The 25,580-nt window shown below is 65.4% G+C and carries 21 protein-coding genes, 2 tRNA genes and 1 pseudogene; 15 read left to right on the forward strand and 9 right to left on the reverse strand.

The window, feature by feature from the left end:
* A pseudogene (locus A2J02_RS09265) lies at window positions 1–680 on the forward strand (Asp-tRNA(Asn)/Glu-tRNA(Gln) amidotransferase subunit GatB); the annotation flags it as partial.
* Between the two features lie 61 nt (window positions 681–741).
* Here the strand turns inward: A2J02_RS09265 and A2J02_RS09270 are convergent.
* The gene (locus A2J02_RS09270; RefSeq protein ID WP_068049507.1) at window positions 742–1,890 is read right to left on the reverse strand and encodes a PQQ-dependent sugar dehydrogenase; all 1,149 of its coding nucleotides are present in this window, start codon (window positions 1,888–1,890) and stop codon (window positions 742–744) included.
* A gap of 93 nt (window positions 1,891–1,983) precedes the next feature.
* Here A2J02_RS09270 and A2J02_RS09275 point away from each other — a divergent pair, with 93 nt between their 5' ends.
* Window positions 1,984–2,958 carry a DoxX family protein gene (locus A2J02_RS09275; RefSeq protein WP_068049509.1) on the forward strand — a complete coding sequence of 325 codons (975 nt, stop codon included), beginning with the start codon at window positions 1,984–1,986 and terminating at the stop codon, window positions 2,956–2,958.
* A 75-nt stretch (window positions 2,959–3,033) separates the two neighbouring features.
* Here the strand turns inward: A2J02_RS09275 and ilvD are convergent, their stop codons facing one another.
* Together ilvD and A2J02_RS09285 are read right to left on the reverse strand one after the other, a co-directional pair.
* The gene (gene ilvD / locus A2J02_RS09280; RefSeq protein ID WP_068049510.1) at window positions 3,034–4,875 is read right to left on the reverse strand and encodes a dihydroxy-acid dehydratase; all 1,842 of its coding nucleotides are present in this window, start codon (window positions 4,873–4,875) and stop codon (window positions 3,034–3,036) included.
* Window positions 4,876–4,935: 60 nt separating this feature from the next.
* Window positions 4,936–5,493, reverse strand: coding sequence for a PH domain-containing protein (locus A2J02_RS09285; protein WP_197477983.1), 558 nt, complete (start codon window positions 5,491–5,493; stop codon window positions 4,936–4,938).
* A 257-nt stretch (window positions 5,494–5,750) separates the two neighbouring features.
* Here A2J02_RS09285 and A2J02_RS09290 point away from each other — a divergent pair, with 257 nt between their 5' ends.
* The 5 genes from A2J02_RS09290 to A2J02_RS09310 all read left to right on the forward strand — a co-directional run bounded on the left by A2J02_RS09290 (window position 5,751) and on the right by A2J02_RS09310 (window position 12,109).
* A complete protein-coding gene (locus A2J02_RS09290) occupies window positions 5,751–7,706 on the forward strand; it encodes an acetolactate synthase large subunit (RefSeq protein WP_068049511.1) in 1,956 nt (651 codons plus the stop codon).
* Window positions 7,703–8,206 carry an acetolactate synthase small subunit gene (gene ilvN / locus A2J02_RS09295; protein ID WP_032397758.1) on the forward strand — a complete coding sequence of 168 codons (504 nt, stop codon included), beginning with the start codon at window positions 7,703–7,705 and terminating at the stop codon, window positions 8,204–8,206. The genes A2J02_RS09290 and ilvN overlap by 4 nt, the downstream gene beginning before the upstream one ends.
* A gap of 60 nt (window positions 8,207–8,266) precedes the next feature.
* Window positions 8,267–9,268 (forward strand): ketol-acid reductoisomerase, encoded by a 1,002-nt coding sequence (ilvC, locus tag A2J02_RS09300; RefSeq protein WP_170944858.1) that lies wholly within the window; start codon window positions 8,267–8,269, stop codon window positions 9,266–9,268.
* Window positions 9,269–9,453: 185 nt separating this feature from the next.
* Window positions 9,454–11,049, forward strand: a complete 1,596-nt coding sequence (serA, locus tag A2J02_RS09305) for a phosphoglycerate dehydrogenase (protein WP_068049512.1) — start codon at window positions 9,454–9,456, stop codon at window positions 11,047–11,049.
* Window positions 11,050–11,098: 49 nt separating this feature from the next.
* The gene (locus tag A2J02_RS09310; RefSeq protein WP_068049513.1) at window positions 11,099–12,109 is read left to right on the forward strand and encodes a 3-isopropylmalate dehydrogenase; all 1,011 of its coding nucleotides are present in this window, start codon (window positions 11,099–11,101) and stop codon (window positions 12,107–12,109) included.
* Window positions 12,110–12,188: 79 nt separating this feature from the next.
* Here A2J02_RS09310 and A2J02_RS09315 read toward each other — a convergent pair whose 3' ends face one another.
* A complete protein-coding gene (locus A2J02_RS09315; protein ID WP_197477984.1) occupies window positions 12,189–13,433 on the reverse strand; it encodes an MFS transporter in 1,245 nt (414 codons plus the stop codon).
* A 130-nt stretch (window positions 13,434–13,563) separates the two neighbouring features.
* On the opposite strand from A2J02_RS09315, the gene A2J02_RS09320 reads away from it, so the two are divergent.
* From A2J02_RS09320 to A2J02_RS09330, 3 genes are read left to right on the forward strand one after another with little or no spacing between them, the layout of a single operon-like run.
* Entirely contained in the window at window positions 13,564–14,337 is a 774-nt protein-coding gene (locus tag A2J02_RS09320; RefSeq protein ID WP_068049515.1) for a fumarylacetoacetate hydrolase family protein, read from the forward strand.
* Between the two features lie 7 nt (window positions 14,338–14,344).
* Window positions 14,345–15,820 (forward strand): glutamate--tRNA ligase, encoded by a 1,476-nt coding sequence (gene gltX, locus A2J02_RS09325; protein ID WP_068049519.1) that lies wholly within the window; start codon window positions 14,345–14,347, stop codon window positions 15,818–15,820.
* A 46-nt stretch (window positions 15,821–15,866) separates the two neighbouring features.
* Window positions 15,867–16,871 carry a YihY/virulence factor BrkB family protein gene (locus A2J02_RS09330; RefSeq protein WP_068049521.1) on the forward strand — a complete coding sequence of 335 codons (1,005 nt, stop codon included), beginning with the start codon at window positions 15,867–15,869 and terminating at the stop codon, window positions 16,869–16,871.
* Here A2J02_RS09330 and A2J02_RS09335 read toward each other — a convergent pair.
* Window positions 16,829–18,460 (reverse strand): bifunctional 3'-5' exonuclease/DNA polymerase, encoded by a 1,632-nt coding sequence (locus A2J02_RS09335; RefSeq protein ID WP_068049523.1) that lies wholly within the window; start codon window positions 18,458–18,460, stop codon window positions 16,829–16,831. The two genes, A2J02_RS09330 and A2J02_RS09335, sit on opposite strands and share 43 nt — an antisense overlap.
* Before the next feature lie 245 nt (window positions 18,461–18,705).
* Here A2J02_RS09335 and A2J02_RS09340 point away from each other — a divergent pair.
* Window positions 18,706–18,777, forward strand: a tRNA-Gln gene (locus tag A2J02_RS09340).
* Between the two features lie 91 nt (window positions 18,778–18,868).
* A tRNA-Glu gene (locus tag A2J02_RS09345) sits at window positions 18,869–18,941 on the forward strand.
* Window positions 18,942–19,003: 62 nt separating this feature from the next.
* Here A2J02_RS09345 and A2J02_RS28160 read toward each other — a convergent pair.
* Entirely contained in the window at window positions 19,004–19,171 is a 168-nt protein-coding gene (locus A2J02_RS28160) for a DUF5302 domain-containing protein (protein WP_176460484.1), read from the reverse strand.
* A gap of 114 nt (window positions 19,172–19,285) precedes the next feature.
* Complete coding sequence (locus tag A2J02_RS09350; RefSeq protein WP_068049524.1) at window positions 19,286–20,014, reverse strand: IclR family transcriptional regulator; 729 nt, start codon at window positions 20,012–20,014, stop codon at window positions 19,286–19,288.
* Window positions 20,015–20,163: 149 nt separating this feature from the next.
* Between A2J02_RS09350 and leuC the strand changes: the two genes are divergently transcribed.
* From leuC to A2J02_RS09365, 3 genes are all read left to right on the forward strand, one after another.
* Window positions 20,164–21,588 (forward strand): 3-isopropylmalate dehydratase large subunit, encoded by a 1,425-nt coding sequence (leuC, locus tag A2J02_RS09355; protein WP_068049525.1) that lies wholly within the window; start codon window positions 20,164–20,166, stop codon window positions 21,586–21,588.
* Window positions 21,589–21,633: 45 nt separating this feature from the next.
* Complete coding sequence (gene leuD / locus A2J02_RS09360; protein ID WP_068049526.1) at window positions 21,634–22,251, forward strand: 3-isopropylmalate dehydratase small subunit; 618 nt, start codon at window positions 21,634–21,636, stop codon at window positions 22,249–22,251.
* Window positions 22,252–22,400: 149 nt separating this feature from the next.
* A complete protein-coding gene (locus tag A2J02_RS09365; RefSeq protein ID WP_068049527.1) occupies window positions 22,401–23,096 on the forward strand; it encodes an HU family DNA-binding protein in 696 nt (231 codons plus the stop codon).
* Window positions 23,097–23,224: 128 nt separating this feature from the next.
* On the opposite strand, the gene A2J02_RS09370 is transcribed toward A2J02_RS09365, so the two are convergent.
* Window positions 23,225–24,160, reverse strand: a complete 936-nt coding sequence (locus tag A2J02_RS09370) for an NUDIX hydrolase (RefSeq protein ID WP_068049529.1) — start codon at window positions 24,158–24,160, stop codon at window positions 23,225–23,227.
* The coding region (ppk1, locus tag A2J02_RS09375; RefSeq protein ID WP_068049534.1) for a polyphosphate kinase 1 at window positions 24,160–25,580 on the reverse strand (1,421 nt) is incomplete at its 5' end. The genes ppk1 and A2J02_RS09370, both read right to left, overlap by 1 nt.

Below are 25,580 nucleotides of genomic sequence, written 5' to 3' on the forward strand. Positions count from 1 at the left end.
AGGAGTCTGACGGCACCACCACCGCCGGCCGCAAGAAGGAGACCGCCGAGGACTACCGCTACTTCCCCGAGCCCGATCTCGCGCCCGTCGCTCCCGACGCGGCCTGGATCGAGGAGCTTCGGACGACGTTGCCCGAGCTGCCGTGGTTGCGCCGCGGTCGGATTCAGAAGGAGTGGGGTGTCTCCGACGAGGAGATGCGCGATCTGGTGAATTCCGGTGCGCTCGAGCTGGTCGCGGCGACGGTTGACGCGGGTGCGTCGGCGCAGGCGGCGCGGTCGTGGTGGGTGTCGTACCTGGCGCAGCAGGCCAACATCGCCGGAGTCGAACTGACCGATCTGTCCATCTCCCCGGCTCAGGTCGCCGAGGTGGCGGCGTTGGTCGCGGACGGCAAGCTCAACAACAACGGTGCCCGTCAGGTCGTGGACGGGGTGCTGGCGGGCGAGGGTGAGCCTGCAGAGGTCATGGCTGCGCGCAATCTCGTACTGGAGAAGGACGACACCAAGTTGCAGGCCGCCGTGGACGAGGCGCTCGCAGCGAATCCCGGTGTGGTGGAGAAGATCCGCAGCGGCAAGGTTCAGGCCGCCGGGGCCATCGTGGGTGCGGTGATGAAGGCGACACGCGGCCAAGCCGATGCCGCTCGCGTCAAGGAACTCGTACTCGAGGCCTGCGGCCAGCCCTGATCACGACGGAGAACGACCGGGGCCGAGCGCGATCGAGCGCTCGGCCTCGGTCGTTTCTCGTTCAGTCGAAACCGCCTCCGCCGCCCCCGGGGAACGGCACCTTGACGACGCGGTCGTCGGTGGGTCCGGGCTCTGCACCGTTCTTGTTGACGGTGCCCACCAGAATCTGTCCATCGGCCGAGCTCGTCGCGCCGTTCAACTGGCCGTACTCGTCCTGGATCAGCAGTGTCGGTTCGGCCGAGACAGCTCCGGTGTTCGCGTCCGTGGTCAGTGCTGCAACAGCTTTGGCCGTTGTGAGTGCAACCGCCACGCCACCTTCTCCCGCTGCGCATCCGGCAACACCCGGACGGTCCGGCCACGTCCACACCGGGTTGAACACTGCGCCCAGTGAGTCGATGCGCTGCAGCCGATCCTCGAGTGCGGTGCGGTCGGTGACGTAGATGTTTCCGGTGCCGTCGGTGCAGACGTCGCCCGCCGTACCGATACCGCTGAGCGCGATCTGCGGTCGCGGCGGGTTCGTTGTCGGCGACAGTGAGGTCACCCGTAACAACTTGCCGGACAGCGAGTTCGGGCTGGCAGCCGCAGCAGGATCGCCGTTGTCGCCGGTGAGGACCAGCAGTTCGTTCGGCGTGTAGAAGTCGATCGCCCCGCGATTGCCCGTCGAGCCGCGGGGGATACCGGTCAGGATGTCCTTGGGTACATCGCCCTGAGCCAGGCGGACCACCCTGGTGTCCGCGGATGTGGTGATGAGGGCGTAGAGCAACCCGTCCTCGATGTACGTCGGAGACAACGCGATGTCGAGAAGGCCGCCGTCGCCGGTGCCGTCGACATCGATTCGCGCCACCTCGACCGGCGTCCGGCCGGCGGTGACCTCCATGATGCGGCCGGTGCGACGCTCGGCAACCAGCGCCGACTGTCCGTCGGGGAGCGCTACCAGCCCGCCCGTGGTGTCCAGGCATGTCGCGATGACCGCCGGATCGGGGTCGACGCACGGACCGGAGGGCGGTGGCGGTGCATCGGGATCGGACGGCGGCGTCGTCTCGCTGGGGGTCGTCGGCTCCAGTTCGGCCGCGCCCACCTCCGGCGCAGGAGTGAACGGCGACGCATTCGAGTCGTCGAATCGGGCGCACCCGGCGAGCAGGGCAGCGGTCATCGACAGGGCGACGACGGCAGCGGTTGCAGTTCGTGGCGACGCTCCGACCGGCTTCATACTTCGAACGGTACGGAACGTCGGGGGAGACTCGCCACGCGGCCGTGAGCGTCAACGTCGGTGACGAGCACTCATCGGCTCTAGTGTGGAGAGGTGACCGATACACCGCGCGACCCCAACCGGCCGGATACGTCGTACGAACCGGCCGAGAGCCCGTACGACAACCCCACGGAGAAGATTCCACCCTCGCGTTCCACCTCCGAGACGCCTGCGTCCGACCGCACCGACACCTCGGGTGCGCCGACCACGGCGTTCGGCGCTCAGCGTTCGGACCGACTGCCACGAACCGACGACGAACTCGACTTTCCGCACTCGTCCTCGTCCGATGCACGCTCGGCCGATGCACAGCCGACGGACAAGATGCAGGCATATCGCCCGTCGGCCTTTGCCGATTCGCCGACCGACGGCCCGTCGGCCTCCGACAAGACGTCGTCGAGTGCGTACTCCGATCGCTCCACCGAGTATCTGGGCACCACCGCTGCCGCGGCTCCGGCAGCAGCAGTCGCGTCCGAGCCGGAGATTCGTACGGAGACCGTCGAGGTTCCCGCGCGCCGCGGCAGCACCGACCTGGGCCTGTTCATCCTTCGCGTCACCATCGGCGCGGTGTTTCTCGGTCACGGACTGCAGAAGCTCGTGGGACTGTGGAACGGCCCCGGCCTCGACGGATTTCAGAACCTGCTGGAGACTTCCGGATTCCGCTACTCGGAGATCCTCGCGATCGCGGCCGCGGCAGGCGAAACCCTCGGCGGCGCGCTGCTGATCCTGGGTCTGGCAACACCACTGGCAGGTGCCGCTGTGCTCGCCACGATCATCAACGCCTGGTGCTTCAAGCAAGCCGTCGAGCCCGGACTGCAGTTCTCGGGCACCGGCGGCGTGGAGTACGAGACGGTTCTCGGCTTCGCCGCTGCCGCGATCATCCTCACGGGCCCGGGCAAGATCGCATTCGACGGCCGACGCGGATGGGCCACCCGGCCGCGGATCGGTTCGTTCCTCGCACTCGTCGTCGGTATCGCCGCGGGCGTGTGCATCTGGATCTTCCTCAACGGGGCCAACCCCGTCGTCCGCTGACTCCGGATACCGTCCAGACCACGTGAGCGGAACCTCGTAGCCTGCTACGACGTTCCGCTCACGTGCGTTTCACCCTCAGGGGACGTAGCGAACTGCACCCTTGTCCGCCGATGTCGCCAACGCCGCGTAGGCGCGCAGAGCGGTGGTGACCGTGCGCTGACGGTCGACCGGCTGCCACGGTCGTTCGGACGCGTTCATCTTCGCTCGCCGCGTCTCGAGGGTCTCCTCGTCGACGAGGATCTCGAGGGTGCGAGTCGCGACGTCGATCCGGACCTGTTCGCCGTTCTCCATGAGCCCGATCACACCGCCGGCAGCGGCCTCGGGGGAAATGTGTCCGATGGACAGTCCCGACGTTCCGCCGGAGAAGCGGCCATCGGTGATCAGTGCGCAGACCTTGCCCAGTCCGGCACCCTTGAGGAAGGCCGTCGGGTGCAGCATCTCCTGCATGCCCGGACCGCCCTTGGGGCCCTCGTAGCGAACGACCAGCACGTCACCGGGCTGAATCTTCTTTTGCAGGATGGCCGAGACGGCTTCTTCCTGCGACTCGACGACCAGTGCCGGACCCTGGAAGGAGAACAGCTCCTCGTCGATGCCTGCGGTCTTGAGGATCGCACCGTCGACGGCGATGTTGCCGCGGAGAACGACCAAGCCACCCTCGACCGTGTAGGCATGCTCGAGATCGCGGATGCAGCCGCCCGCGGCGTCGGTGTCGAGCGAGGACCAGCGGTTGCCCGTGGAGAACGGTTCGACGGTGCGCACACCACCCGGGGCGGCGTGGAACAACTCGACGGCCTCGGCGGACGCCTTGCCGGATCGAATGTCCCACGTGTCGAGCCATTCCTCGAAGCTCTTCGTGTGCACGGTCGAGACGTCGGTTTCGAGGAGGTTCGCGCGCCGCAGTTCACCGAGGAGAGCCGGGATTCCGCCTGCGCGGTGCACATCTTCCATGTGGTAGTCGGAGTTGGGGGAGACCTTCGACAGGCACGGAACCTTGCGGCTGATGGCGTCGATGGTGTCCAGGTCGAAGTCGACCTCGCCCTCCTGTGCGGCGGCGAGGGTGTGCAGCACCGTGTTGGTCGACCCTCCCATCGCCACGTCGAGAGCCATCGCGTTGCGGAACGCGGCCGGAGTGGCGATGTTGCGCGGGAGTACGGATTCGTCCTCGTCGCGGTAGTACTTCAGAGCGGCCTCGACGATGGTGGTGCCGGCACGCGTGAACAGTGCTCGACGGGCCTGATGAGTGGCCAGGGTGGAGCCGTTGCCGGGCAGTGCCAGGCCGAGCGCCTCGGTGAGGCAGTTCATCGAGTTCGCCGTGAACATGCCCGAGCACGAGCCGCACGTGGGGCACGCGCTGCGCTCGACCTCGTCGAGGCCTGCCTCGGACACGGCGTCGTTGGCACTGGCGGAGATCGCGGTGATCAGGTCGGTCGGTGCCTGCGCGACGCCGTCGACGACCACGGCCTTGCCCGCCTCCATCGGTCCACCGGAGACGAACACGGCCGGGATGTTCAGGCGCATCGCGGCATTGAGCATGCCGGGAGTGATCTTGTCGCAGTTGGATATACAGACGAGTGCGTCGGCTGTGTGCGCATTCGCCATGTACTCGACGGAGTCGGCGATGATCTCGCGGCTGGGCAGCGAGTACAGCATGCCGCCGTGGCCCATGGCGATCCCGTCGTCGACGGCGATGGTGTGGAACTCCCGGGGAACTCCGCCTGCCGCTCGGACGGCGTCGGCGACGATCTCGCCGACGTTCTTCAGGTGCACGTGGCCGGGGACGAACTGGGTGTACGAGTTCGCGATGGCGACGATGGGCTTTCCGAAATCCGAATCGGTCATTCCGGTGGCGCGCCACAGCGAGCGTGCGCCCGCGGCATTGCGTCCGACAGTGGTGACCCGTGAGCGTAGCGGCGGCATAGTGCGTTGTCCTCGTTCGTTGCGGCGGTTTCTCGCAGCGACGAGGTTACTCGCCGCCGACTACTGCTCCTTCGCTGCCTGTTCGTCGCCGTTCTCGCCGTCCTCGAGGTCTCGAGCTTCGGCCTCGGCCTCGGCCTCGGCCGCGGCCGCGGCTGCTGCAGCGGCATAGGGGTCGGTGATCCGGCCGCCGCTGGCCGCGGCGAGTTGGGGGAGTAGATCGAATCGCACCAGCGGTAACGACTTCTCGCTCTTGTCGGTCAGGACCACCCGCGCCCAGCGGCGATCCGGGAAGTGCAGACCCGCCACCGATTCCCACGCGATCACATCCGAACCCACGAACCGTCGAGCCGTGATCGCCTCGGGAGAGATGACCGTGCGCACTCGAAACACCCAGATGCCCGCGACGATCGGCAGGATCAGCAGCCATCCCATGGCCGCGGGCCAGCTGGCGGCAGTCAGTCCGGTGCCGAACAGCAGCAGGCCGACGCCGAGGAGCGCGAGGCGCGGGACTCGGATGACCTGGGTTCTCGATGGTTGCGCTCCCTCGGCACCGTTCGGTGACTCGGGTGCGGTGTGGGATGATGGCCGAGGTGGTTCGGACTGCTGCGAAGACGACACCCATTCATCTTCGCATTGCATCTACGCGATCTCACATAATGGGATTGCGTCGTGACGAGTTTGACTCTTCCCTGTGCGCGCGCCTACCGTCGAGCGCGTGAAGCGGAATTGGATACTCGTAATCGGCCGGCGCGTCAACGCCTGAGCCGGTTGTTCAAACTCGCATCGACGCGCCACCCTCGTACAGCTCACGCTGACGGGGGTTTTTTCTTGCCCAGAGATCGCCCAGCAATTTCACATTCCTGAGGAAGCAATCAGTGAGCGCACCAACCGCACGCCCAGGGCCCACGACCCGTAAGTCGGGGACAGCCTCCAGCCCGTCGACCAGCCCGTCCGCAGAAGCGGCGACCAACGGTTCGCGACGCCACGTCGCACCGGAGAAGGTCACCGGCGCACAGTCGGTCGTTCGGGCCCTCGAAGAACTCGACGTCGACACCGTATTCGGCATTCCCGGTGGCGCGGTTCTCCCGGTCTACGACCCGCTCTTCGACTCCGTGAAGGTGCGCCACATTCTGGTGCGCCACGAGCAGGGTGCCGGTCACGCCGCGACGGGCTACGCCCAGGCGACCGGCAAGGTCGGCGTCTGCATGGCGACGTCCGGTCCCGGCGCGACCAACCTCGTGACCCCACTCGCCGACGCTCAGATGGATTCGGTTCCGGTCGTCGCGATCACCGGTCAGGTCGCCCGCAGTCTGATCGGGACGGACGGCTTCCAGGAAGCCGACATCTCGGGTATCACGATGCCGGTCACCAAGCACAACTTCCTCATCACCGACGGTGCCGACATCCCGCGCATCATGGCCGAGGCCTTCTACATCGCCTCCTCCGGCCGTCCCGGTGCCGTGCTCGTCGACATCCCCAAGGACGTGCTGCAGGCACAGACCACGTTCTCGTGGCCGCCGGAGATGCGTCTGCCCGGATACCGTCCGGTCACCAAGCCGCACGGCAAGCAGGTCCGCGAAGCAGCCCGCTACATCGCCGACGCCAAGCAGCCGGTGCTGTACGTGGGCGGCGGCGTCATCAAGGCCGACGCCTCGGCGGAACTGCTCGAGCTCGCCGAACTGACCGGAATTCCGGTCGTGACCACTCTGATGGCTCGCGGCGCGTTCCCCGACTCGCACAATCAGAACCTGGGAATGCCGGGTATGCACGGGACCGTCGCCGCGGTGGCCGCGTTGCAGCGGAGCGATCTGCTGATCACGCTCGGTGCCCGGTTCGACGACCGCGTCACCGGTCAGCTCTCGTCCTTCGCCCCCGATGCCAAGGTCATCCACGCCGACATCGACCCTGCCGAGATCGGCAAGAACCGCTACGCGGACGTGCCGATCGTCGGCGACTGCCGTGAGGTCATCACCGAGCTCATCGAGGCGCTGCGGGCGGACCGCGCGACCGGAACCACGCTCGACCTCGAGCAGTGGTGGGTCTACCTGAACGGCATCCGCAAGACCTACCCGCTGAGCTACGACCGCCCGGCCGACGGATCGATGTCCCCGGAGTTCGTCATCAGCTCGGTCGGCAAGTTCGCCGGACCCGACGCGATCTACTGCGCCGGCGTCGGTCAGCACCAGATGTGGGCCGCGCAGTTCATCAACTACGAGAAGCCGCGCACGTGGCTCAACTCGGGTGGCCTCGGCACGATGGGGTACGCGGTCCCGGCCGCAATGGGTGCCAAGAGGGGCCTCCCCGACGCCGAGGTGTGGGCCATCGACGGTGACGGTTGTTTCCAGATGACCAACCAGGAACTCGCGACCTGTGCGGTCGAGGGCATCCCGATCAAGGTCGCGCTCATCAACAACGGCAACCTCGGCATGGTCCGTCAGTGGCAGACCCTGTTCTACGAGGAGCGCTACTCCAACACCAACCTCGGTACCCACGGTGCCGTCCGCATTCCCGATTTCGTGAAGCTCGCCGAGGCGCTCGGTTGCGTCGGGCTGCGGTGCGAGCGGGAAGAGGACGTCGATGCAGTGATCGCTCAGGCGCGAGCGATCAACGATCGTCCGGTCGTCATCGACTTCATCGTCGGAGCCGACGCACAGGTGTGGCCGATGGTCGCTGCCGGAACGGGCAACGACGAGATCATGGCCGCCCGCGGAATCCGTCCGCTGTTCGACGAGGACGAGACCGTGGGCAGCGAGCCCGGCCTCGACGAGGCCATGGAGCGCGAGCAGGCCCCGCACCCGCAGATCGACGACGTGAAAGGCACCGACAAGTGAGCACGAGCCATACCCTCAGCGTCCTCGTCGAGGACAAGCCAGGTGTGCTGGCCCGCGTCGCCGCGCTGTTCTCGCGCCGTGGATTCAACATCTCCTCGCTTGCCGTCGGCGGCACCGAGATTCCCGAGATCTCGCGGATGACGATCGTGGTGACCGTCGACGAATTCCCGCTCGAACAGGTGACCAAGCAGCTCAACAAGCTCATCAACGTCATCAAGATCGTCGAGCAGGACGACGACTCCTCGGTGGCTCGCGAGTTGGTGCTGATCAAGGTCCGCGCCGACGCCAGTGTGCGCAGTGAGGTCATCGAAACGGTGAACCTGTTCCGCGCCAAGGTGATCGACGTGTCTCCCGAGGCCGTGACGGTCGAGGCGACGGGCACCCGCTCGAAGCTCGATGCGTTGTTGAAGATGTTGGACCCCTATGGAATTCGAGAAATAGTTCAGTCGGGAGTCGTTGCCGTCGGACGTGGACCGAAATCGATCACAGCGTCGCGCTGAGCGACGGACGTGATTTTCAGCGAAATCGAAGAGGAAAGGTTACAAACAGTGGCAGTCGAGATGTTCTACGACGACGATGCTGATCTGTCGATCATTCAGGGCCGCAAGGTCGCTGTGATCGGTTACGGAAGCCAGGGCCACGCGCACTCGCTGAGCCTGCGCGACTCCGGTGTCGATGTGCGCATCGGCCTGGCAGCGGGCTCGAAGTCCCGCGCCAAGGCGGAGGAGCAGGGCCTGAAGGTCGGCACTCCCGCCGAGGTGTCCGAATGGGCCGACGTGATCATGGTGCTCGCACCCGATACCGCGCAGGCCAAGATCTTCTCCGAGGAGATCGAGCCCAACCTGAAGGACGGCGACGCGCTGTTCTTCGGCCACGGTCTCAACATCCACTTCGACCTGATCAAGGCTCCGGAGTTCGTCACCGTCGGCATGGTCGCACCCAAGGGCCCCGGCCACCTCGTGCGTCGCCAGTTCGTCGACGGCAAGGGTGTTCCCGCGCTCATCGCCATCGACCAGGACCCCAAGGGCGAAGGTCAGGCACTGGCCCTGTCCTGGGCCAAGGGCATCGGTGGAACGCGCGCAGGCGTCATCAAGACCACGTTCAAGGAAGAGACCGAGACCGACCTCTTCGGCGAGCAGGCCGTGCTGTGCGGTGGCACCGAGGAGCTCGTCAAGACGGGCTTCGAGGTCATGGTCGAGGCCGGCTACGCGCCCGAGATGGCGTACTTCGAGGTGCTGCACGAGCTCAAGCTCATCGTCGACCTCATGTACGAGGGCGGCATCGCTCGGATGAACTACTCGGTGTCCGACACCGCGGAGTTCGGTGGCTACCTCTCGGGCCCGCGCGTGATCGACGCAGGCACCAAGGAGCGCATGAAGGCCATCCTGGCCGACATCCAGTCGGGTGAGTTCACCCGTCGCCTGGTCGCCAACGTCGAGAACGGCAACACCGAGCTCGAAGGCCTGCGCAAGGCCAACGCCGAGCACCCCATCGAGGTCACCGGCAAGAAGCTGCGCGACCTGATGAGCTGGGTCGATCGCCCGATCACCGAAACGGCTTGATTCTCATCGAATCACGTTCGCACGCATGCTGATCGAAGGGCACCCCTGCATCGGTAGGGGTGCCCTTCGGTGCGTGCACCAGGTGGCGTCGCAGCTCGACGTCTCCGGCCTCTAAACTGTTTCTGCTGCACCAGCTCCGAATTTTCATCGACAACAGTCTCGAACCGACATAGGGAGTTTTTCACGTGAGCCAGCCAGGCCGTCCTGTCGTTCTGATCGCCGACAAACTTGCGCCGTCCACCGTCGAGGCATTGGGCGACGGCGTCGAGGTCCGTTGGGTCGACGGCCCGGATCGCCCCGCGCTGCTCGCCGCGGTTCCCGAGGCCGACGCGATCCTGGTGCGTTCCGCGACCACGGTCGACGCAGAGGTTCTGGCCGCCGGAACCAAGCTCAAGATCGTCGCCCGCGCCGGTGTCGGCCTGGACAACGTCGACGTACCTGCAGCCACCGAGCGCGGTGTCCTCGTCGTCAACGCCCCGACCTCCAACATCCACACCGCTGCCGAGCATGCGGTGACGCTGTTGCTGTCGGCCGCGCGCCAGATTCCCGCCGCCGACGCCACCCTGCGTCAGCACGAGTGGAAGCGCAGCAAGTTCAACGGTGTCGAGATCTTCGGCAAGACCGTCGGCGTCGTCGGACTCGGCCGCATCGGTCAGCTGTTCGCGCAGCGCCTGGCCGCATTCGAGACCCACATCATCGCCTACGACCCCTACGTCTCGGCCGCCCGCGCCGCCCAGCTCGGCATCGAACTGGTGAGCCTGGACGAGCTGCTCGAGCGTGCCGACATGTTCTCGGTTCACCTGCCGAAGACCCCGGAGACCAAGGGAATCATCGGCAAGGAAGCCCTCGCCAAGACCAAGCCCGGTGTCATCGTCGTCAACGCCGCTCGCGGTGGACTGGTCGACGAGCAGGCCCTGGCCGACGCCATCACCTCCGGCCACGTCTTCGCCGCGGGAATCGACGTGTACGCCTCCGAGCCGTGCACCGACAGCCCGCTGTTCGAGCTGCCTCAGGTCGTCGTCACCCCGCACCTCGGCGCGTCGGCCACCGAGGCCCAGGACCGCGCGGGCACCGATGTCGCCAAGTCCGTACTGCTCGCTCTCGCAGGCGAATTCGTGCCCGACGCCGTCAACGTCAAGGGTGGTGCCGTGGGCGAGGAGGTCTCCCCGTGGCTCGAGATCGTGCGCAAGCAGGGTGTGCTGCTCGGCGCTCTGTCCACCGAACTTCCCACCTCGCTGTCGGTCGACGTTCGCGGCGAACTCGCCACCGAGGACGTCGAGATCCTCAAGCTCTCGGCGCTGCGCGGACTCTTCTCCGCCGTCATCGAGGACGCGGTCACGTTCGTCAACGCCCCCTCGCTCGCCGAGGAGCGTGGCGTCACCGCCGAGGTCACCACAGCCTCCGAGAGCGAGAACCACCGCAGCGTCGTCGACATTCGCGCCGTCTACGGCGACGGTTCGGTGCTCAACGTCGCGGGCACGCTGACCGGCACCACGCAGGTCGAGAAGATCGTCAACATCAACGGTCGCAACTTCGACCTCCGTGCCGAGGGTAAGAACCTGATCGTCAACTACGCGGATCAGCCCGGCAGCCTCGGCCGGATCGGCACCCTGCTCGGCGATGCCGGCATCGACATCCAGGCCGCCGCCCTGAGCCAGGACTCCGAGGGCGACGGTGCAACGATTCTGCTGCGCGTCGACAAGGACGTTCCGGACGAGCTGAGCGCGAGCATCGCATCGGCGGTCGGCGCGTCCACCATCGAGCTGGTCGACCTGTCCTGAGCATCGCTCGCAGTCGATCGAACGAAGTCGAACAATCACGAGGAGTGAGATGAAGCTGGCCGTCATCGCCGGGGACGGAATCGGACCCGAGGTCGTCACCGAGGCGCTCGCCGTGCTCGACGTGGTCGCACCCGGAGTCGAGAAGACCGAGTACGACCTCGGTGCTCGTCGCTACAACGCCACCGGAGAACTGCTGCCGGACTCGGTGTTGACGGAACTGCGTGAGCACGACGCAATTCTGTTGGGAGCCATCGGAGATCCGTCGGTGCCCAGCGGCGTGCTCGAGCGTGGACTGTTGTTGCGAGCTCGGTTCGAGCTCGATCACCACATCAATCTGCGCCCGGCCAAGCTGTACCCCGGAGTGGTCGGGCCGTTGGCCGGTGACAAGCAGATCGACGTCGTGGTCGTGCGTGAGGGCACCGAAGGTCCGTACACCGGAAACGGTGGAGCGCTTCGCGTCGGCACGCCGCACGAGGTGGCCACCGAGGTCAGTGTCAACACCCGCTACGGCGTCGAACGGGTGGTGCGCAACGGTTTCGAGCGGGCGCTGACGCGGCGCAAGCATCTGACGCTGCTGCACAAGACCAATGTGCTCACCTTCGCTGGCAGCCTCTGGGCTCGCACAGTGGACGAGGTCGCGGCGGAGTTCCCGGACGTCGAGGTCGCGTACCAGCACATCGATGCCGCGATGATTCATCTCGTGACCGACCCGGGCCGGTTCGACGTCATCGTCACCGACAATCTGTTCGGCGACATCGTGACCGACCTCTCGGCGGCGGTGACCGGTGGAATCGGTTTGGCCGCAAGCGGAAACATCGATGCGACCGGTACCAATCCGAGCATGTTCGAGCCCGTGCACGGCAGCGCTCCCGACATCGCAGGGCAGCAGAAGGCCGATCCGACCGCTGCCATCCTGTCGGTGTCGCTGCTACTCGATCATCTCGGCGACGCGGCAGGAGCGGCGCGTGTGGAAGCCGCTGTCGCAGCGGACCTCGCCGAGCGGGGAACCACGACTGCGTCGACGAAAGAGATCGGCGCACGAATCGCCGCTCGCCTCTAACCGAATCGACACGAATGCCACGGTAGGCCGACCGGCCACCGTGGCATTTCGTGTTTCCGGACATCCCCACCGTGCTGAATCAGCCGACGCGGTCGGAATTCTTTTCGGGACTGGCGGCCTTCTCGTCGGGACTCTCGGGACGTGGATCGTCGGGGACGATCGGCACGGAGAGTGCGGGGAAGACCGCCGACACCAGGAATGCGACGGGAAAGCTGACCGCCGCGAGGGCCCCGAACACCGGCGGCACGGCCGACGCGAACACGTATTGACTCGTGTTCTGCACGCCGAGGGCGCGTCCGCTCCAATACGGTCCTGATATCTCGGCAACAGCGGTGAAGGCAAGACCGTTGGGGGCAACCGTGGCGACCGACGCGACGACGAGCATGACGATCGCGACGGGGGAGTCGAACCAGTCGGCCACTCCGAGTCCGAGCATGCTGACGGCGGCGGTCACCGCGACCCACCGGAGGGGCCGCATGCGGCTGCCTACCCGATCGGACAACGCGCCGACGCTCATCCGGCCCAGTGCGCCGAGAATCTGCGTCACCGTGACGAGGACGCCCGCCGCCGCTGCTGTCCATCCTCGGTCGGTCATCAGCCATACGAGCGCATACGTCCAGACCACGTACTGCGGCACCACCAACAGGATCGAGGTGGCGTGAATGCGCCACAGCTGCCTGCTGCCCCGGTACGGATTGTCGAGCAGACCCTGCTCCGCGGCATCGATGCGATTGGGACGCGGGGGGTCGACGACCGCCAGACACATCACTGCGGCTGTTGCGCACACGGCCGCGGGTACGAGCAGTGCCGCTCCGACGCCGTGGTCCCGGGCGATGGGTGGGATGGTCAGGGCTGCGATGGCGACGCCCAGAGGGACCGACATCTGTCTGATTCCCATGGCCAATCCACGACGCTGAGGTGGGAACCAGCCGACCACCACACGCCCGCTGGCGCTGTTCGCACTCGCCGCTGCCATACCGCCGAGCAGGAGCAGGATTGCCAGCAGGGGAACGGAGGTGGTGAACACGGCGGCTACAGCGGCGAGCGCCGTCAGGCCGAGCCCGACTGCGAGAACCAGTCTTTCGCCGATCCGATCGACCAACATACCCCAGGCGATCAGGGTGAACATGATGCCCACGGTGGGCATGGCGACGACGAGTCCGGCGGCGGGCAGGCTCAGGCCGCGGTCGTCGTGCAGGGCGGGAATGAGAAATGCCGCACCGTTGATGAACACCGCGCCTGCGGTCTGCGCGAGCATGCCGAGCGAAAGCATGAACCATCGCCTGATTTCGCCGATGTCGGACATCTGCGCGGTGGCGTCCATCAGTTCTCCGTCTCAGTATATGGACGTACGTTCTTGCAATATGGAACTACAGACCGACCCTACACCGGCCCGAATCGCGCTGAACGGACGGTGGCGGAGTGCACACCACGCATGTCGATAGACTTCCGACATGCGTCTCGGTCGAATTGCAAGTCCTGATGGTGTGGCATTCGTGAGTATCGAAGGTGAGGGTGACTCGCAGACTGCGAAGGAAATCGCCGAACATCCTTTCGGCACACCCACGTTCACGGGTCGGTCGTGGCCACTGGCCGATGTGCGACTGCTCGCGCCCATCCTCGCCAGCAAGGTCATCGCCATCGGTAAGAACTACGCCGCGCACGTGGCCGAGATGGGCGGTGAGGCACCGAAGGACCCCGTGATCTTCATCAAGCCGAACACCTCCATCGTCGGCCCCGGTGCCTCCATCGTGTTGCCGCCGTCCTCGAACGAAGTGCACTTCGAGGGCGAACTGGCGATCGTCATCGGCCGTCCGTGCAAGGACGTCCCCGCCGCCAAGGCGTACGAGGTGGTGCTGGGATACACCGTCGCCAACGACGTCTCGGCCCGCGATCACCAGAAGCACGACGGACAGTGGACGCGCGCCAAGGGACACGACACCTTCTGTCCGCTCGGGCCGTGGATCGAGACCTCGCTCGACCCGACCGATCTCGAGATCAAGACCGAAGTCGACGGCGTGGTCAAACAACGGAGCCGCACTTCGTTTCTGCTGCATGACATTCCGAAGATCATCGAGTGGGTGTCCGCGGTGATGACGCTGCTACCCGGAGACGTCATCCTCACCGGAACCCCCGAGGGAGTCGGACCCATCGCCGACGGAGACAGCGTGTCGATCACCGTCGAGGGAATCGGTACCCTCACCAACCCCGTCGCAGCGAAGAAGTAGGGCGAGCATGACCACACCAACAGATGTCCGCGTTCGGTTCTGCCCGTCGCCCACCGGTACCCCGCACGTCGGCCTGGTCCGCACCGCACTGTTCAACTGGGCGTTCGCCAGGCATCACGGCGGCACCTTCGTCTTTCGCATCGAGGACACCGACGCCGCACGCGACTCCGAGGAGTCCTATGCCGCCCTGCTCGACGCGTTGCGCTGGCTGGGCCTCGAATGGGACGAGGGCCCCGAAGTGGGTGGCCCGTACGAGCCGTACCGTCAGTCGCTGCGTCGCGACCAGCACCTCGCCGTCGTGCAGCAGTTGCTCGACGCCGGGGAGGCCTACGAGTCCTTCTCCACGCCGGAGGAAGTGGAAGCCCGACACAAGGCAGCCGGACGCGACCCCAAACTCGGCTACGACAACTTCGACCGCGACCTGACGCCGGAGCAGCGACAGGGATTCCTCGACGAGGGGCGCGGGGCCGTCGTGCGACTGCGGATGCCCGATCACGATCTGACATGGAACGACCTCGTGCGCGGGGAGACCACGTTCAAGGCCGGGACGGTGCCGGACTTCGCCTTGACCCGCGGCAACGGAGTTCCGTTGTACACGTTGGTCAATCCGGTCGACGACGCTTTGATGAAGATCACCCACGTCCTGCGCGGCGAGGATCTGCTGTCATCGACGCCTCGTCAGCTCGCTCTCTACGAGGCATTGATCCGGATCGGTGTCGCAGAACGCACCCCCGAGTTCGGGCACCTGCCGTTCGTCATGGGCCAGGGCAACAAGAAGCTGTCCAAGCGTGATCCCGAGTCCAACCTCTTCATCCACCGTGATCGTGGTTTCGTGCCGGAGGGATTGCTGAACTACCTCGCGCTTCTCGGATGGGGTATCTCGGACGATCACGACGTGTTCACGCTCGACGAGATGGTGGCGGCGTTCGAGATCTCGTCCGTCAATTCCAATCCGGCGCGCTTCGATCAGAAGAAGGCCGACGCGATCAACGCCGAGCACATCAGGATGCTGGCAGCGGAGGATTTCGCGGCGCGTTTGCGTGATTACCTCGTCGCCCAGGGCCATCTCACCGAGCCGGTCGACGAGAAGGTCTTCGCTGTCGCGGCCGATCTGGTGCAGACCCGCATCGTCGTCCTGTCGGACGCATGGGGACTGCTGAAGTTCCTGTTCGTCGACGAGGCGGACTTCGAGATCGACCCCGCAGCCGCGGCCAAGAACCTCGGTGCCGATACCGCACCCGTTCTCGACGCCACTGTGGAGGCACTGACGGCGTTGCAGACCTGGACCACGGCCGACCTGGAGGCGACTCTCAAGGACGTGTTGATCGAGAAGCTGGAGCTCAAGCCGCGCAAGGCTTTCGCCCCGATCCGGGTGGGAGTGACCGGGTCGCACATCAGCCCGCCGCTGTACGAGTCCATGGAATTGCTCGGGCGCGAGAAGACCTTGGCGCGCCTGGCCGCAGCACGCGCCCAGGTGGCGTGAGGGCGCACGGTCGCCGGCGCACCCCGGTCCTCGGGGAGAGCCTCCAATGAGTTTTTCCGATCGACTGGATGGACTCCAGCGCAGGCGGCCGGTTCTGGGATATCCCATTGCGGTGGTGTACAAGTTCGTCGACGATCAGGGTGGCTACCTCGCGGCCCTGATCACCTACTACGCCTTCGTCTCGCTGTTTCCCGCACTGTTGCTGTTCTCGACGGTTCTGGGAATCGTATTGGCCGGTAGTCCGGAACTGCAGCAGCAGATCCTGAACTCGGCGCTCGGTCAGATCCCGGTGATCGGGGACGAACTGGGCAGGCCCGACCGCATCGGTGGAGGCACCGTGGGTCTGGTGGTGGGTGTCCTGGGCTCCCTGTACGGCGGACTCGGGGTGGCCGTGGCGCTCCAGAACGCGATGAACACGGCGTGGACGGTGCCGAAGAACCTAAGGCCCGATCCCATCCGCGCCCGGGTGCGCGGCTTTGGTCTGCTGAGCACGGTCGGCCTGGCCGTCCTGGCCATCACAGCACTCAATGTGCTCAGTGCCGCAGGATATTTCGGTCCGGAATCGGGCCTCGTGGTGTTCGTGGTCGGCACGTTCTTCTACGTCGGTGTGTTCGTCGTGGCGTTCAGGCTCGCCACCGCGAGGTCGGTGTCGATCCCACAGGTTCTTCCCGGGGCCGTCGTTGCCGGTCTGATCTGGCAGCTGCTGCAGACCTTCGGCAGTGTGTACGTGAAGTACGTCGTCAGCAACGCGACCGTCACCAACGGTGTGTTCGCTGTCGTTCTGGGACTGCTGGCGTTTCTGTACGTGACGTCGGTGTCGATCGTGATGTGCATCGAGATCAACGTGGTTCGCGTCGATCGGCTCTTCCCACGCGCGCTGCTGGCCCCGTTCACCGATGACGTCGAACTGACTCAGGGCGACAAGCTCACGTACACCGGGCAGGCAGAAGCGCAACGCAGCAAGCCGTTCGAGGACATCGACGTGACGTTCGTCGACCCGCCGCGAGCTCAGTCCGAATCCAGCTCGGAACCGGCAGCGGAGGCACCGTAGGAGCGGTCGACTCTGGTTTCCATCGGAAACCGGACTGCCGTGTCACCGAACATCAGCCGGGTGGCCGACAACGCCGATTCTGCAATCGCTTCGGCGACACGACCCGACTCGGCGATAGCACAATGCACCACCACTTCGTCGTGCTGAAAGAACACCAACTCGCTGCCGCTCCCTTTGTCGGAATTCTGGTCGCTCCTGCGGGCTCCGCTCCCTTCGTCGGAATTCCGGTCGCTCCTGCGGGCTCCGCTCCCGGCCAAACGTCCGCGCAGATCCGCCAACAAACACAGCGCCCACTCGGCGGCGGTGGCCTGCACGACGAAATTTCGGGTGAACCGGCCACGCGCATGGGCGTCACCGGTGGACCACCACTGCACCGAGGGCGGTGGGCAGGCCCGTCCCAGCCAGGAACGAACGACCTCGCCACGTTCACCGGCTCGGGCGGCCTCCTCCACCAGTGCAACGGCACCGGGGAACTTGGCCCGTAGTCGCGTCAGCAGAGCGCGCGCGTCACCCGAGGTCGCGCCGTACAGCACCCCGAGAACGGCGACCTTGGCGTGGGCGCGATCGCCGTCGAACGATTCTGCGGCCACCGGTGCGTACAGATCCGCGGTGCCTGCCGCGGCGACCATGCGGGGATCGCCGGACATCGCCGCGAGGATGCGTGGTTCGAGCTGGCCGGCGTCGGCGGCCACGAAGGTGTGGCCGGGATCGGCGATCACACTGGCGCGCAGGGGTTTCGGGATCTGAAGGCCGCCCCCGCCGCGACTGGCCCACCGACCCGACACCACAGCGCCGGGAACGTAGACAGGCCGGAAACGATCGTCGCGAACCCACGCGTCGAGCCACGCCCACCCGTTCGCGGCATGCAGCTTCGAGAGGTCACGGTGCCGCAGCAGTAGCGGAACCGCCGGGTGGTCGATGTCGCGGATGGTATGCGCGCGAGTCGATGTCAGTTCGATACCGACGCGCGCGAACGCGGCGACCAACTCCACGGGCGAGGCAGGATTGACGCGTCGGCCGAACGCCGAGGAGATTTGATTCTCGAGCTCTACGAGGGCCGGGGGAGGGGATCCATCGAGCGGCCGGGTACCGAGCATCGTCTCGAGATGACGGCGATGCGCCGACGCCGAGAACGGCAACCCGTCGAAGGTCATCTCCGCTGCGGCCAGTCCTCCGGCCGACTCGGCTGCTGCCAGCAGGTTCAGTGCGCGATCGTCACCGACGTCCCGGAGCTGACGCCGATACTCGGCGAGAACCGCCGCCGGATCGGAGTTCGGGTTCGCGTCGAACAGACCCGGCCTCAGGTCGGCGGGAGCCGACGGGACAGTCGCAGAGCCGGCCCGCATCGACAGGATGGCACCGACCAAGGCGAGATCGTGACAGCGGCGTACGCGGACTCCCCGTTCGAGCAGTCGAGGATAGATCCGGCTCGTGTCTTCCCACACCCACCTCGGCCGTTCGTCGCGCTCGAGCTCGGCTACGGCCGCGACGATATCCTCGGCCACGGTGGGATCGCTCAGCGTCGAGCCGTCGTCGGCGAGGTGCGTCAGCACGGCCTGCTCGCCCTGAGGGACGAGCAGGACCTTCATCGGAGTCGGCCGGGTCTGCGATCGGTCACGAAGGACAAGTCTGCTCCACTCGTCGGCCGAGGTGTGGAGGGGGCTCTTCCGGTGCCCACTCGACGGTGTCTCGGCCGCCCCCGACGCGTCCACGGCGCGGTTTCGGTGGCTCTGAGCAGCCGATTTGGAGAATGGGTAGTCACCTTTGATAGTCTCTATCCCGGCTCGAAACGCAGTGCACATCGATCGTGATGAGCAATTCGATTCAAGTCCATTGGGGTATGGTGTAATTGGCAACACAGCGGTTTCTGGTACCGCCATTCTAGGTTCGAGTCCTGGTACCCCAGCGAGCAGGTGAAGGCGATTTTGTCGCCGAGGCCGAGGCAGTTAAGCTGGCTCAGCACGTACAAGCTCGAACACAATGCAGGTGAAGTTCCTGGCCCCGTCGTCTAGCGGCCTAGGACGCCGCCCTCTCAAGGCGGTAGCGCGGGTTCGAATCCCGTCGGGGCTACAACTGACAACACCCTCTCGATCCAAGGATCGGGAGGGTGTTGTCGTTTCGGTGTGTGCGTCTCAGACGCTCTTGCGGCGGAACATCTTCTGATGGTCGGCCGGACCGTGGACGTTGTTGACCTTCGGTCCACCGTCCTTGTGTTCGACGGAATTGTGGGACTTGCTGTTCTTCTGTTCCAGAACCTCGCGGAACTTCTTCTTCAGTTCTTCACTGCCGGATTCGGGCATGGGGTGACTCCTCGCAGTCGTCGACCGACCGGGTAGGCCGCTCGAGACGAAGGTACCCCACTCTCGCAGCTCGATCAGCTCGTTTTTCTCGGGCCGACGGAGCTGCGGTTTACCTCAGAGTCGCTTGTGCAGAGCGTCCGCGGCGGCAAGAAGATCCGCGGCCCACCGCGCTCCGGGCTTGCGTCCGATTCGATCGATCGGTCCGGATACCGAGATCGCCGCCACCACAGTGTCGTTGCCGTCTCGCACGGGCGCGGCGACGCTCGCCACGCCCGGTTCGCGCTCGCCGGCACTCTGTGCCCATCCGCGCCGCCGAACTTCGAGCAGAACACGCTCGCTGAATTCTGCATCCGGCAAAACTGTTCGTTGGGTCTGCGAATCTGCCCATGCGAGAAGGACTTTGGCACCCGATCCAGCCGTCATCGGCAGGCGTGCGCCGACGAGTACGGTGTCTCGAAGTCCGGTCGGCGGCTCCATGGATGCCACGCACACCCGCACCGTCCCTTCGCGCCGATAGATCTGCACACTCTCACCGGTGATTTCGCGCAGGCGTGGGAGAACCGAGGCGGCGGCATCGAGCAGGGTGTCCGATGCGCTCGCCGCAAGCTCTCCCAATCCCGGACCGGTCCGCCACAGGCCGTCGACATCCCGTACCAGAAGGCGGTGGGTCTCCAGTCCTACCGCGAGGCGGTGGGCCGTTGCCCGGGGCAGGCTCGTTCGAGCGCACAGGTCGTTGAGATTGCAGGGCGTCTCCGCCACCGCGTGCAGCACCGTCATCGCCTTGTCGAGAACACCGATACCGCTCGATTTGTCGACGAGGCCATTGGGGCTATGCTGTCTCATAGAACGATATTAGCCTCCCGAATGCTGAGATTGCACAACTACGAGATCTTCAGTACCTGCCGGGGGCATGATGTCGAGACGATCACGCGAGGTGGACCAGCCCGTTCATCGGCGCGACGACGACAGGGAAGGCGAGGTCCGCGACAGCGATGTCCGAAACACCGAAGACTTTGGCGGAGAAGGTATGGGACCAGCACGTGGTGGTCCGAGGCGGCGGAGAAGGCGGAGCGCGTGAGCCGGATCTGATCTACATCGATCTCCATCTGGTGCACGAGGTCACCAGCCCGCAGGCGTTCGACGGCCTTCGGCTGGCCGGCCGCGGACTCCGACGTCCGGATCTGACGATCGCGACCGAGGATCACAACGTCCCGACGGCCGACATCTTCGCGCCCATCGCAGATCTGGTCTCGCGCACACAGGTCGACACTCTTCGCCGCAACTGCGAGGAATTCGGTGTTCGGCTCTACCCGATGGGCGATCTCGATCAGGGCATCGTGCACATCATCGGGCCGCAGTTGGGTCTGACCCAGCCCGGCATGACCGTGGTGTGCGGAGACAGCCACACCTCGACGCACGGTGCCTTCGGCTCGATCGCAATGGGGATCGGTACCAGCGAGGTCGAGCACGTCATGGCGACGCAGACCCTGTCGCTGCGTCCTTTCAAGACGATGGCGATCAACGTCGACGGTCAGCTCGCCCCCGGTGTGACGAGCAAGGACCTGATCCTTGCCGTCATCGCACAGATCGGCACCGGCGGTGGCCAGGGCTACGTCCTCGAGTACCGCGGTGAGGCCATTCGCAAGCTGTCGATGGAAGCGCGAATGACCATCTGCAACATGTCGATCGAGGCCGGTGCGCGGGCAGGCATGATCGCACCCGACGAAATCACGTACGAGTACCTGAAGGGACGCCCGCACGCTCCTCGCGGAGCCGACTGGGACGCGGCGGTGGCGGCGTGGGACGAACTGGCGACCGATCCGGATGCAGTGTTCGACAACGAGGTCCACATCGATGCCGACACGTTGACGCCGTTCGTCACCTGGGGAACGAATCCGGGTCAGGGTGCGCCACTGGGCGATACGGTGCCCGATCCGGAGGCGATGGTCGACGAGAGCGAGCGGGCGGCAGCCCAGAAGGCTTTGCAGTACATGGGCCTCGAAGCGGGTACACCCATCCGCGAGATCGCTGTCGACACCGTGTTCGTGGGCTCGTGCACCAACGGTCGAATCGAGGATCTGCGGGCCGTCGCATCCGTTCTCGAAGGGCATCGGGTTGCCGACGGAGTGCGAATGCTGGTGGTACCCGGGTCCATGCGGGTGCGAGCGCAGGCGGAGGAGGAAGGCCTGGGTGAGATCTTCACGGCCGCAGGAGCGGAGTGGCGTCAGGCCGGTTGCTCGATGTGCCTGGGAATGAATCCGGATCAGTTGGCGTCGGGCGAGCGATCGGCGTCGACGTCCAACCGGAATTTCGAGGGTAGGCAGGGCAAGGGCGGTCGCACTCATCTCGTGTCGCCTCTGGTTGCCGCCGCTACCGCAATCCGCGGAACCCTGTCCTCTCCGGCGGATCTCGCGTAACGCGCGTCCTCGCTCGGATCGATCGAACGCATAGGAGCACATTCGATGGAAGCTTTCACTCGACACACCGGTATCGGAGTTCCGCTACGGCGGTCCAACGTCGACACCGACCAGATAATCCCCGCGGTCTACCTCAAGCGCGTCACGCGCACCGGATTCGAGGACGGGTTGTTCGCGGCCTGGCGCTCGGACCCGAACTTCATCTTGAATCTCGAGCCCTACAACCGAGGTTCGGTGCTCGTTGCCGGGCCCGATTTCGGTACGGGATCATCACGCGAACATGCCGTCTGGGCACTCTCGGACTTCGGATTTCGGGTTGTGATCGCCTCTCGCTTCGCCGATATCTTTCGCGGAAACTCGGGGAAAGCCGGGCTGTTGGCCGCCGAAGTCGATCAGTCGGACGTCGAATTGCTGTGGAAAGCCTTAGAAGAACAGCCCGGTCTCGAAGTAATTGTCGACCTCGTCGACAAGACCGTAACGGCTGGAACGTTGGTGGTGCGCTTCGCGATTGACGACTACACGCGATGGCGTCTGCTGGAGGGTCTCGACGACATCGGATTGACGTTACGCCAGGTAGAGGCCATTGCTGAGTACGAAAAGTCAAGGCCTTCATACAAACCCCTGACCCTCCCGGCGCGGATCGAGACACCCTCCGAAAGCTGACCTGGCACCGGTCCGACACGCTTTGGGGCCGTGAACCATTCCGCAACACCGGAATGAAAATTGGCGTGGCGCATAGACTCTTGACGACTTGGGGTTTACCGTTGTAGTAGTCGGTCCGACGATGGACCACCATATAGCGGAGGAAATCCATGAACAAGGCAGAGCTGATTGACGCCCTGACCGAGAAGTTGGGGTCTGATAGGCGGAGCGCCACAGAGGCTGTCGAGAACATCGTCGACACCATCGTGCGCGCGGTCCACCGCGGCGAGAGTGTCACGATCACGGGCTTCGGCGTGTTCGAGCAGCGTCGTCGCGCAGCGCGTGTCGCCCGTAACCCCCGCACCGGTGAGACCGTTCGCGTGAAGCCGACCAACGTTCCGGCATTCCGTCCGGGTGCACAGTTCAAGGCCGTCATCGCGGGCGGACAGAAGCTGCCCGCAACCGGACCTGCCGTCAAGCGCGGTTCGGCTGCAGCTCCGGCCAAGAAGACTGCGGCAGCGAAGAAGCCGGCCGCCAAGAAGGCAGCGGTGAAGACGACCGCCCGCAAGGCCACCACCGCGGCAGCCAAGAAGGCAGCTCCGGCAAAGACCGCCGCCAAGAAGGCAGCTCCCGCAAAGACGGCTGCCAAGAAGGCAGCACCCGCGAAGACCACCGCGCGCAAGACCACGACGGCTGCTGCCAAGAAGGCTCCGGCCAAGACGACCGCTCGCAAGGCTGCAACCACTACGGCTCCTGCCAAGAAGGCTCCGGCCAAGACAGCGGCCAAGAAGACCGTCGCCAAGAAGGCCCCGGCCAAGAAGGCTCCCGCCAAGAAGGCACCCGCGAAGCGCGCAGCGAAGAAGTAGAGCCTGCAGGTTTTCACTCGTCAGGCGCAGCCGCTGACGCGGCAGCGTGAGTGAGACAGGCTGTGAACGGCAGAAGGCCCCCTACTCGAAGATCGAGTCGGGGGCCTTCTGTTTGTCGTTTGTGCCGCTCAGCCGTCGGCGGCGAGGGTGGGCAACGGACTGGCGATGTGATCGGCCGAGATGAGCCTGCCGTCGCGGCGTGAGAGCACCCACACGCTGCCCTTGCGATTTCTGTTGGCCGGCAACGTGATTCCGTCTTTCTCAGCCCACCAACGCATCAAGTCCGGGATCACTTTTCCCTGGCTGCAGACAACGGGGGTGCCGGAAAGTTCGGCGATGTCGCGAGCGCGATGGCGGCCCTTGCGCGGGTCGTCGGCATACCCTTCCTCGGACAAGAGATGCTCGGGAGTGATGTCCACCCCCAACGATTCCGCGAACGGAGCAACGGTCTGCACACATCGAGCACGGTCGGCTGCGTACACTGCATCGCCGCCGAAAGCCCGAAGCAACGACACCAAGGATTCGGCCTGTCGGCGCCCGATCCTGTCGAGTGGACGGTCGACGTCGTTGCCCTTGAACCGTGAGCGCGACCCGGCACTGCCGTGCCGAACCAACAGCACTGTGGAGGTGTCGGCAGGCTTGGCCACGAACCGGCGAAGGATCTTGTGGTCCATGGGATACGAGAGTTCGCGGCCGACGTCCTCGGGCGCTACCCAGCGCAGTTCGTCCACCTCGACATTGGGGACGAACTCGCCCCCGGTGACCTCCGCTGCCCAGTACAGAACTTTCTTGACCCGACGGTGCCCCGGAATCGGGTACGTGACGTAGGACAGAGACCGTCCCAGTCTCGAGTCGAATCCGGTCTCCTCCTTGACCTCTCGGACTGCTGCGTCGACAGCTGTTTCACCGGGATCGAGCTTTCCCTTGGGGAACGACCAGTCGTCGTATTTCGGCCTGTGTACCAAGGCGACCTCGACGCCCGAGCCGCCGCTCGGTGAATGTCGCCACAGGATCGAGCCCGCCGCGAAGATGTTGGCGCGGGGGGAGCCGTCGGAAGTGCCCATCAGGAGCCCTGATTCCTCCGACTGCGCATCAGGTCCACCTGATGCTCACGAACTTTCTCACCCCGAGCCGGTGACGCGACCCAGCCGCCGTCCGGTCCCAGCTCCCAGCATCGAGTGGTGGGGTCGAGGGCAGAATCGAAGATGTCGCTCAGCTGGTTCGCCAACCGAGGATCCTTGACCTGAGCCATCACCTCGACTCGGCGATCGAGGTTGCGGTGCATCATGTCTGCGCTGCCGATCCAGAACTCGTCCGCACCCTGGAAGTGCAGAACACGCGAGTGTTCGAGGAATCGGCCGAGGATGGAACGCACTTCGATGTTCTCCGACAGACCGGGAACTCCTGGCTTGAGAGCACAGATTCCGCGCACCACCACCTTCACCGGCACTCCTGCCATCGATGCTCGGTAGAGCGCGTCGATGACCTGCTCGTCCACCAAGGCGTTGGCCTTGAGGCGAATTCCGGCGCTGCGGCCTTCCTTGAGGTGCTCGACCTCCGCCTCGATGCGCTCGACGATGCCGCGCCGAACTCCGTACGGTGCGACGAGAAGGTTGCGGTACTTGGACTTTCGCGAGTATCCGGTCAGCGAGTTGAACAGATCGGTGAGGTCGGCCCCGATTTCGGGCGACGACGTCAGCAGGCCCACGTCCTCGTAGATTCGCGCTGTCTTGGGGTTGTAGTTGCCGGTACCGATGTGGCAGTACCGGCGAATGACGGATCCCTCTCGGCGCACCACGAGGCACGTCTTGCAGTGCGTCTTGAGGCCGACGAGGCCGTACACCACGTGTACGCCCGCCTTTTCGAGCTTGCGTGCCCACTCGATGTTCGCCTGTTCGTCGAAACGCGCCTTGATCTCGACCAGCGCAACCACCTGCTTGCCCGCGCCTGCGGCATCGACGAGCGCGTTGACGATCGGGGAATCTCCGGAGGTCCGATAGAGCGTCTGCTTGATGGCGAGCACCTGCGGGTCGGCCGCGGCCTGCTCGATGAAGCGTTGAACGCTGGTGGAGAAGGAATCGTACGGATGATGGACCAGGACGTCGCCGTCGCGCAGGGTGGAGAAGACACTCTTGGGGGTCTCGCGCTCACCGAATGCCGGATGGGTGGCCGGAACGAAGGGGGCGTCCTTGAGGTTGGGGCGGTCGACGCTGTAGACCTGCCACAGGCACGACAGGTCGAGCAGTCCGGGAACCTGAATGACGTCGCCTGGATCGACATCGAGTTCGCGAAGCAACAATTCGAGCATGTGCTCGGTCATGTCGTCGGCGATCTCGAGGCGGACCGGAGAGCCGAAACGCCTACGGGCGAGCTCTCGCTCCAGTGCCTGGAGGAGATCCTCGTCGCGGTCTTCCTCGACCTCGAAATCGGCGTTGCGCGTGATCCGGAACGCGTGAGACTCGACGACCTCCATCCCGGGGAAGA

The organism is Rhodococcus sp. EPR-147, assembly GCF_001647185.1.
Taxonomy (GTDB): domain Bacteria; phylum Actinomycetota; class Actinomycetes; order Mycobacteriales; family Mycobacteriaceae; genus Rhodococcoides.

What these genes read in the sequence shown, in the direction of transcription:
- leuC (WP_068049525.1), top strand. Translation starts at nt 20,164, where the DNA reads ATGTCCGAAACACCGAAGACTTTGGCGGAGAAGGTATGGGACCAGCAC.
- A2J02_RS09350 (WP_068049524.1), bottom strand. Translation starts at nt 20,014, where the DNA reads ATGAGACAGCATAGCCCCAATGGCCTCGTCGACAAATCGAGCGGTATC.
- A2J02_RS09270 (WP_068049507.1), bottom strand. Translation starts at nt 1,890, where the DNA reads ATGAAGCCGGTCGGAGCGTCGCCACGAACTGCAACCGCTGCCGTCGTC.
- A2J02_RS09370 (WP_068049529.1), bottom strand. Translation starts at nt 24,160, where the DNA reads ATGGGCACTTCCGACGGCTCCCCCCGCGCCAACATCTTCGCGGCGGGC.
- A2J02_RS09310 (WP_068049513.1), top strand. Translation starts at nt 11,099, where the DNA reads ATGAAGCTGGCCGTCATCGCCGGGGACGGAATCGGACCCGAGGTCGTC.
- A2J02_RS28160 (WP_176460484.1), bottom strand. Translation starts at nt 19,171, where the DNA reads ATGCCCGAATCCGGCAGTGAAGAACTGAAGAAGAAGTTCCGCGAGGTT.
- A2J02_RS09330 (WP_068049521.1), top strand. Translation starts at nt 15,867, where the DNA reads ATGAGTTTTTCCGATCGACTGGATGGACTCCAGCGCAGGCGGCCGGTT.
- ilvD (WP_068049510.1), bottom strand. Translation starts at nt 4,875, where the DNA reads ATGCCGCCGCTACGCTCACGGGTCACCACTGTCGGACGCAATGCCGCG.
- leuD (WP_068049526.1), top strand. Translation starts at nt 21,634, where the DNA reads ATGGAAGCTTTCACTCGACACACCGGTATCGGAGTTCCGCTACGGCGG.
- gltX (WP_068049519.1), top strand. Translation starts at nt 14,345, where the DNA reads ATGACCACACCAACAGATGTCCGCGTTCGGTTCTGCCCGTCGCCCACC.
- A2J02_RS09365 (WP_068049527.1), top strand. Translation starts at nt 22,401, where the DNA reads ATGAACAAGGCAGAGCTGATTGACGCCCTGACCGAGAAGTTGGGGTCT.
- ilvC (WP_170944858.1), top strand. Translation starts at nt 8,267, where the DNA reads ATGTTCTACGACGACGATGCTGATCTGTCGATCATTCAGGGCCGCAAG.
- A2J02_RS09335 (WP_068049523.1), bottom strand. Translation starts at nt 18,460, where the DNA reads ATGAAGGTCCTGCTCGTCCCTCAGGGCGAGCAGGCCGTGCTGACGCAC.
- A2J02_RS09315 (WP_197477984.1), bottom strand. Translation starts at nt 13,433, where the DNA reads ATGGACGCCACCGCGCAGATGTCCGACATCGGCGAAATCAGGCGATGG.
- A2J02_RS09320 (WP_068049515.1), top strand. Translation starts at nt 13,564, where the DNA reads ATGCGTCTCGGTCGAATTGCAAGTCCTGATGGTGTGGCATTCGTGAGT.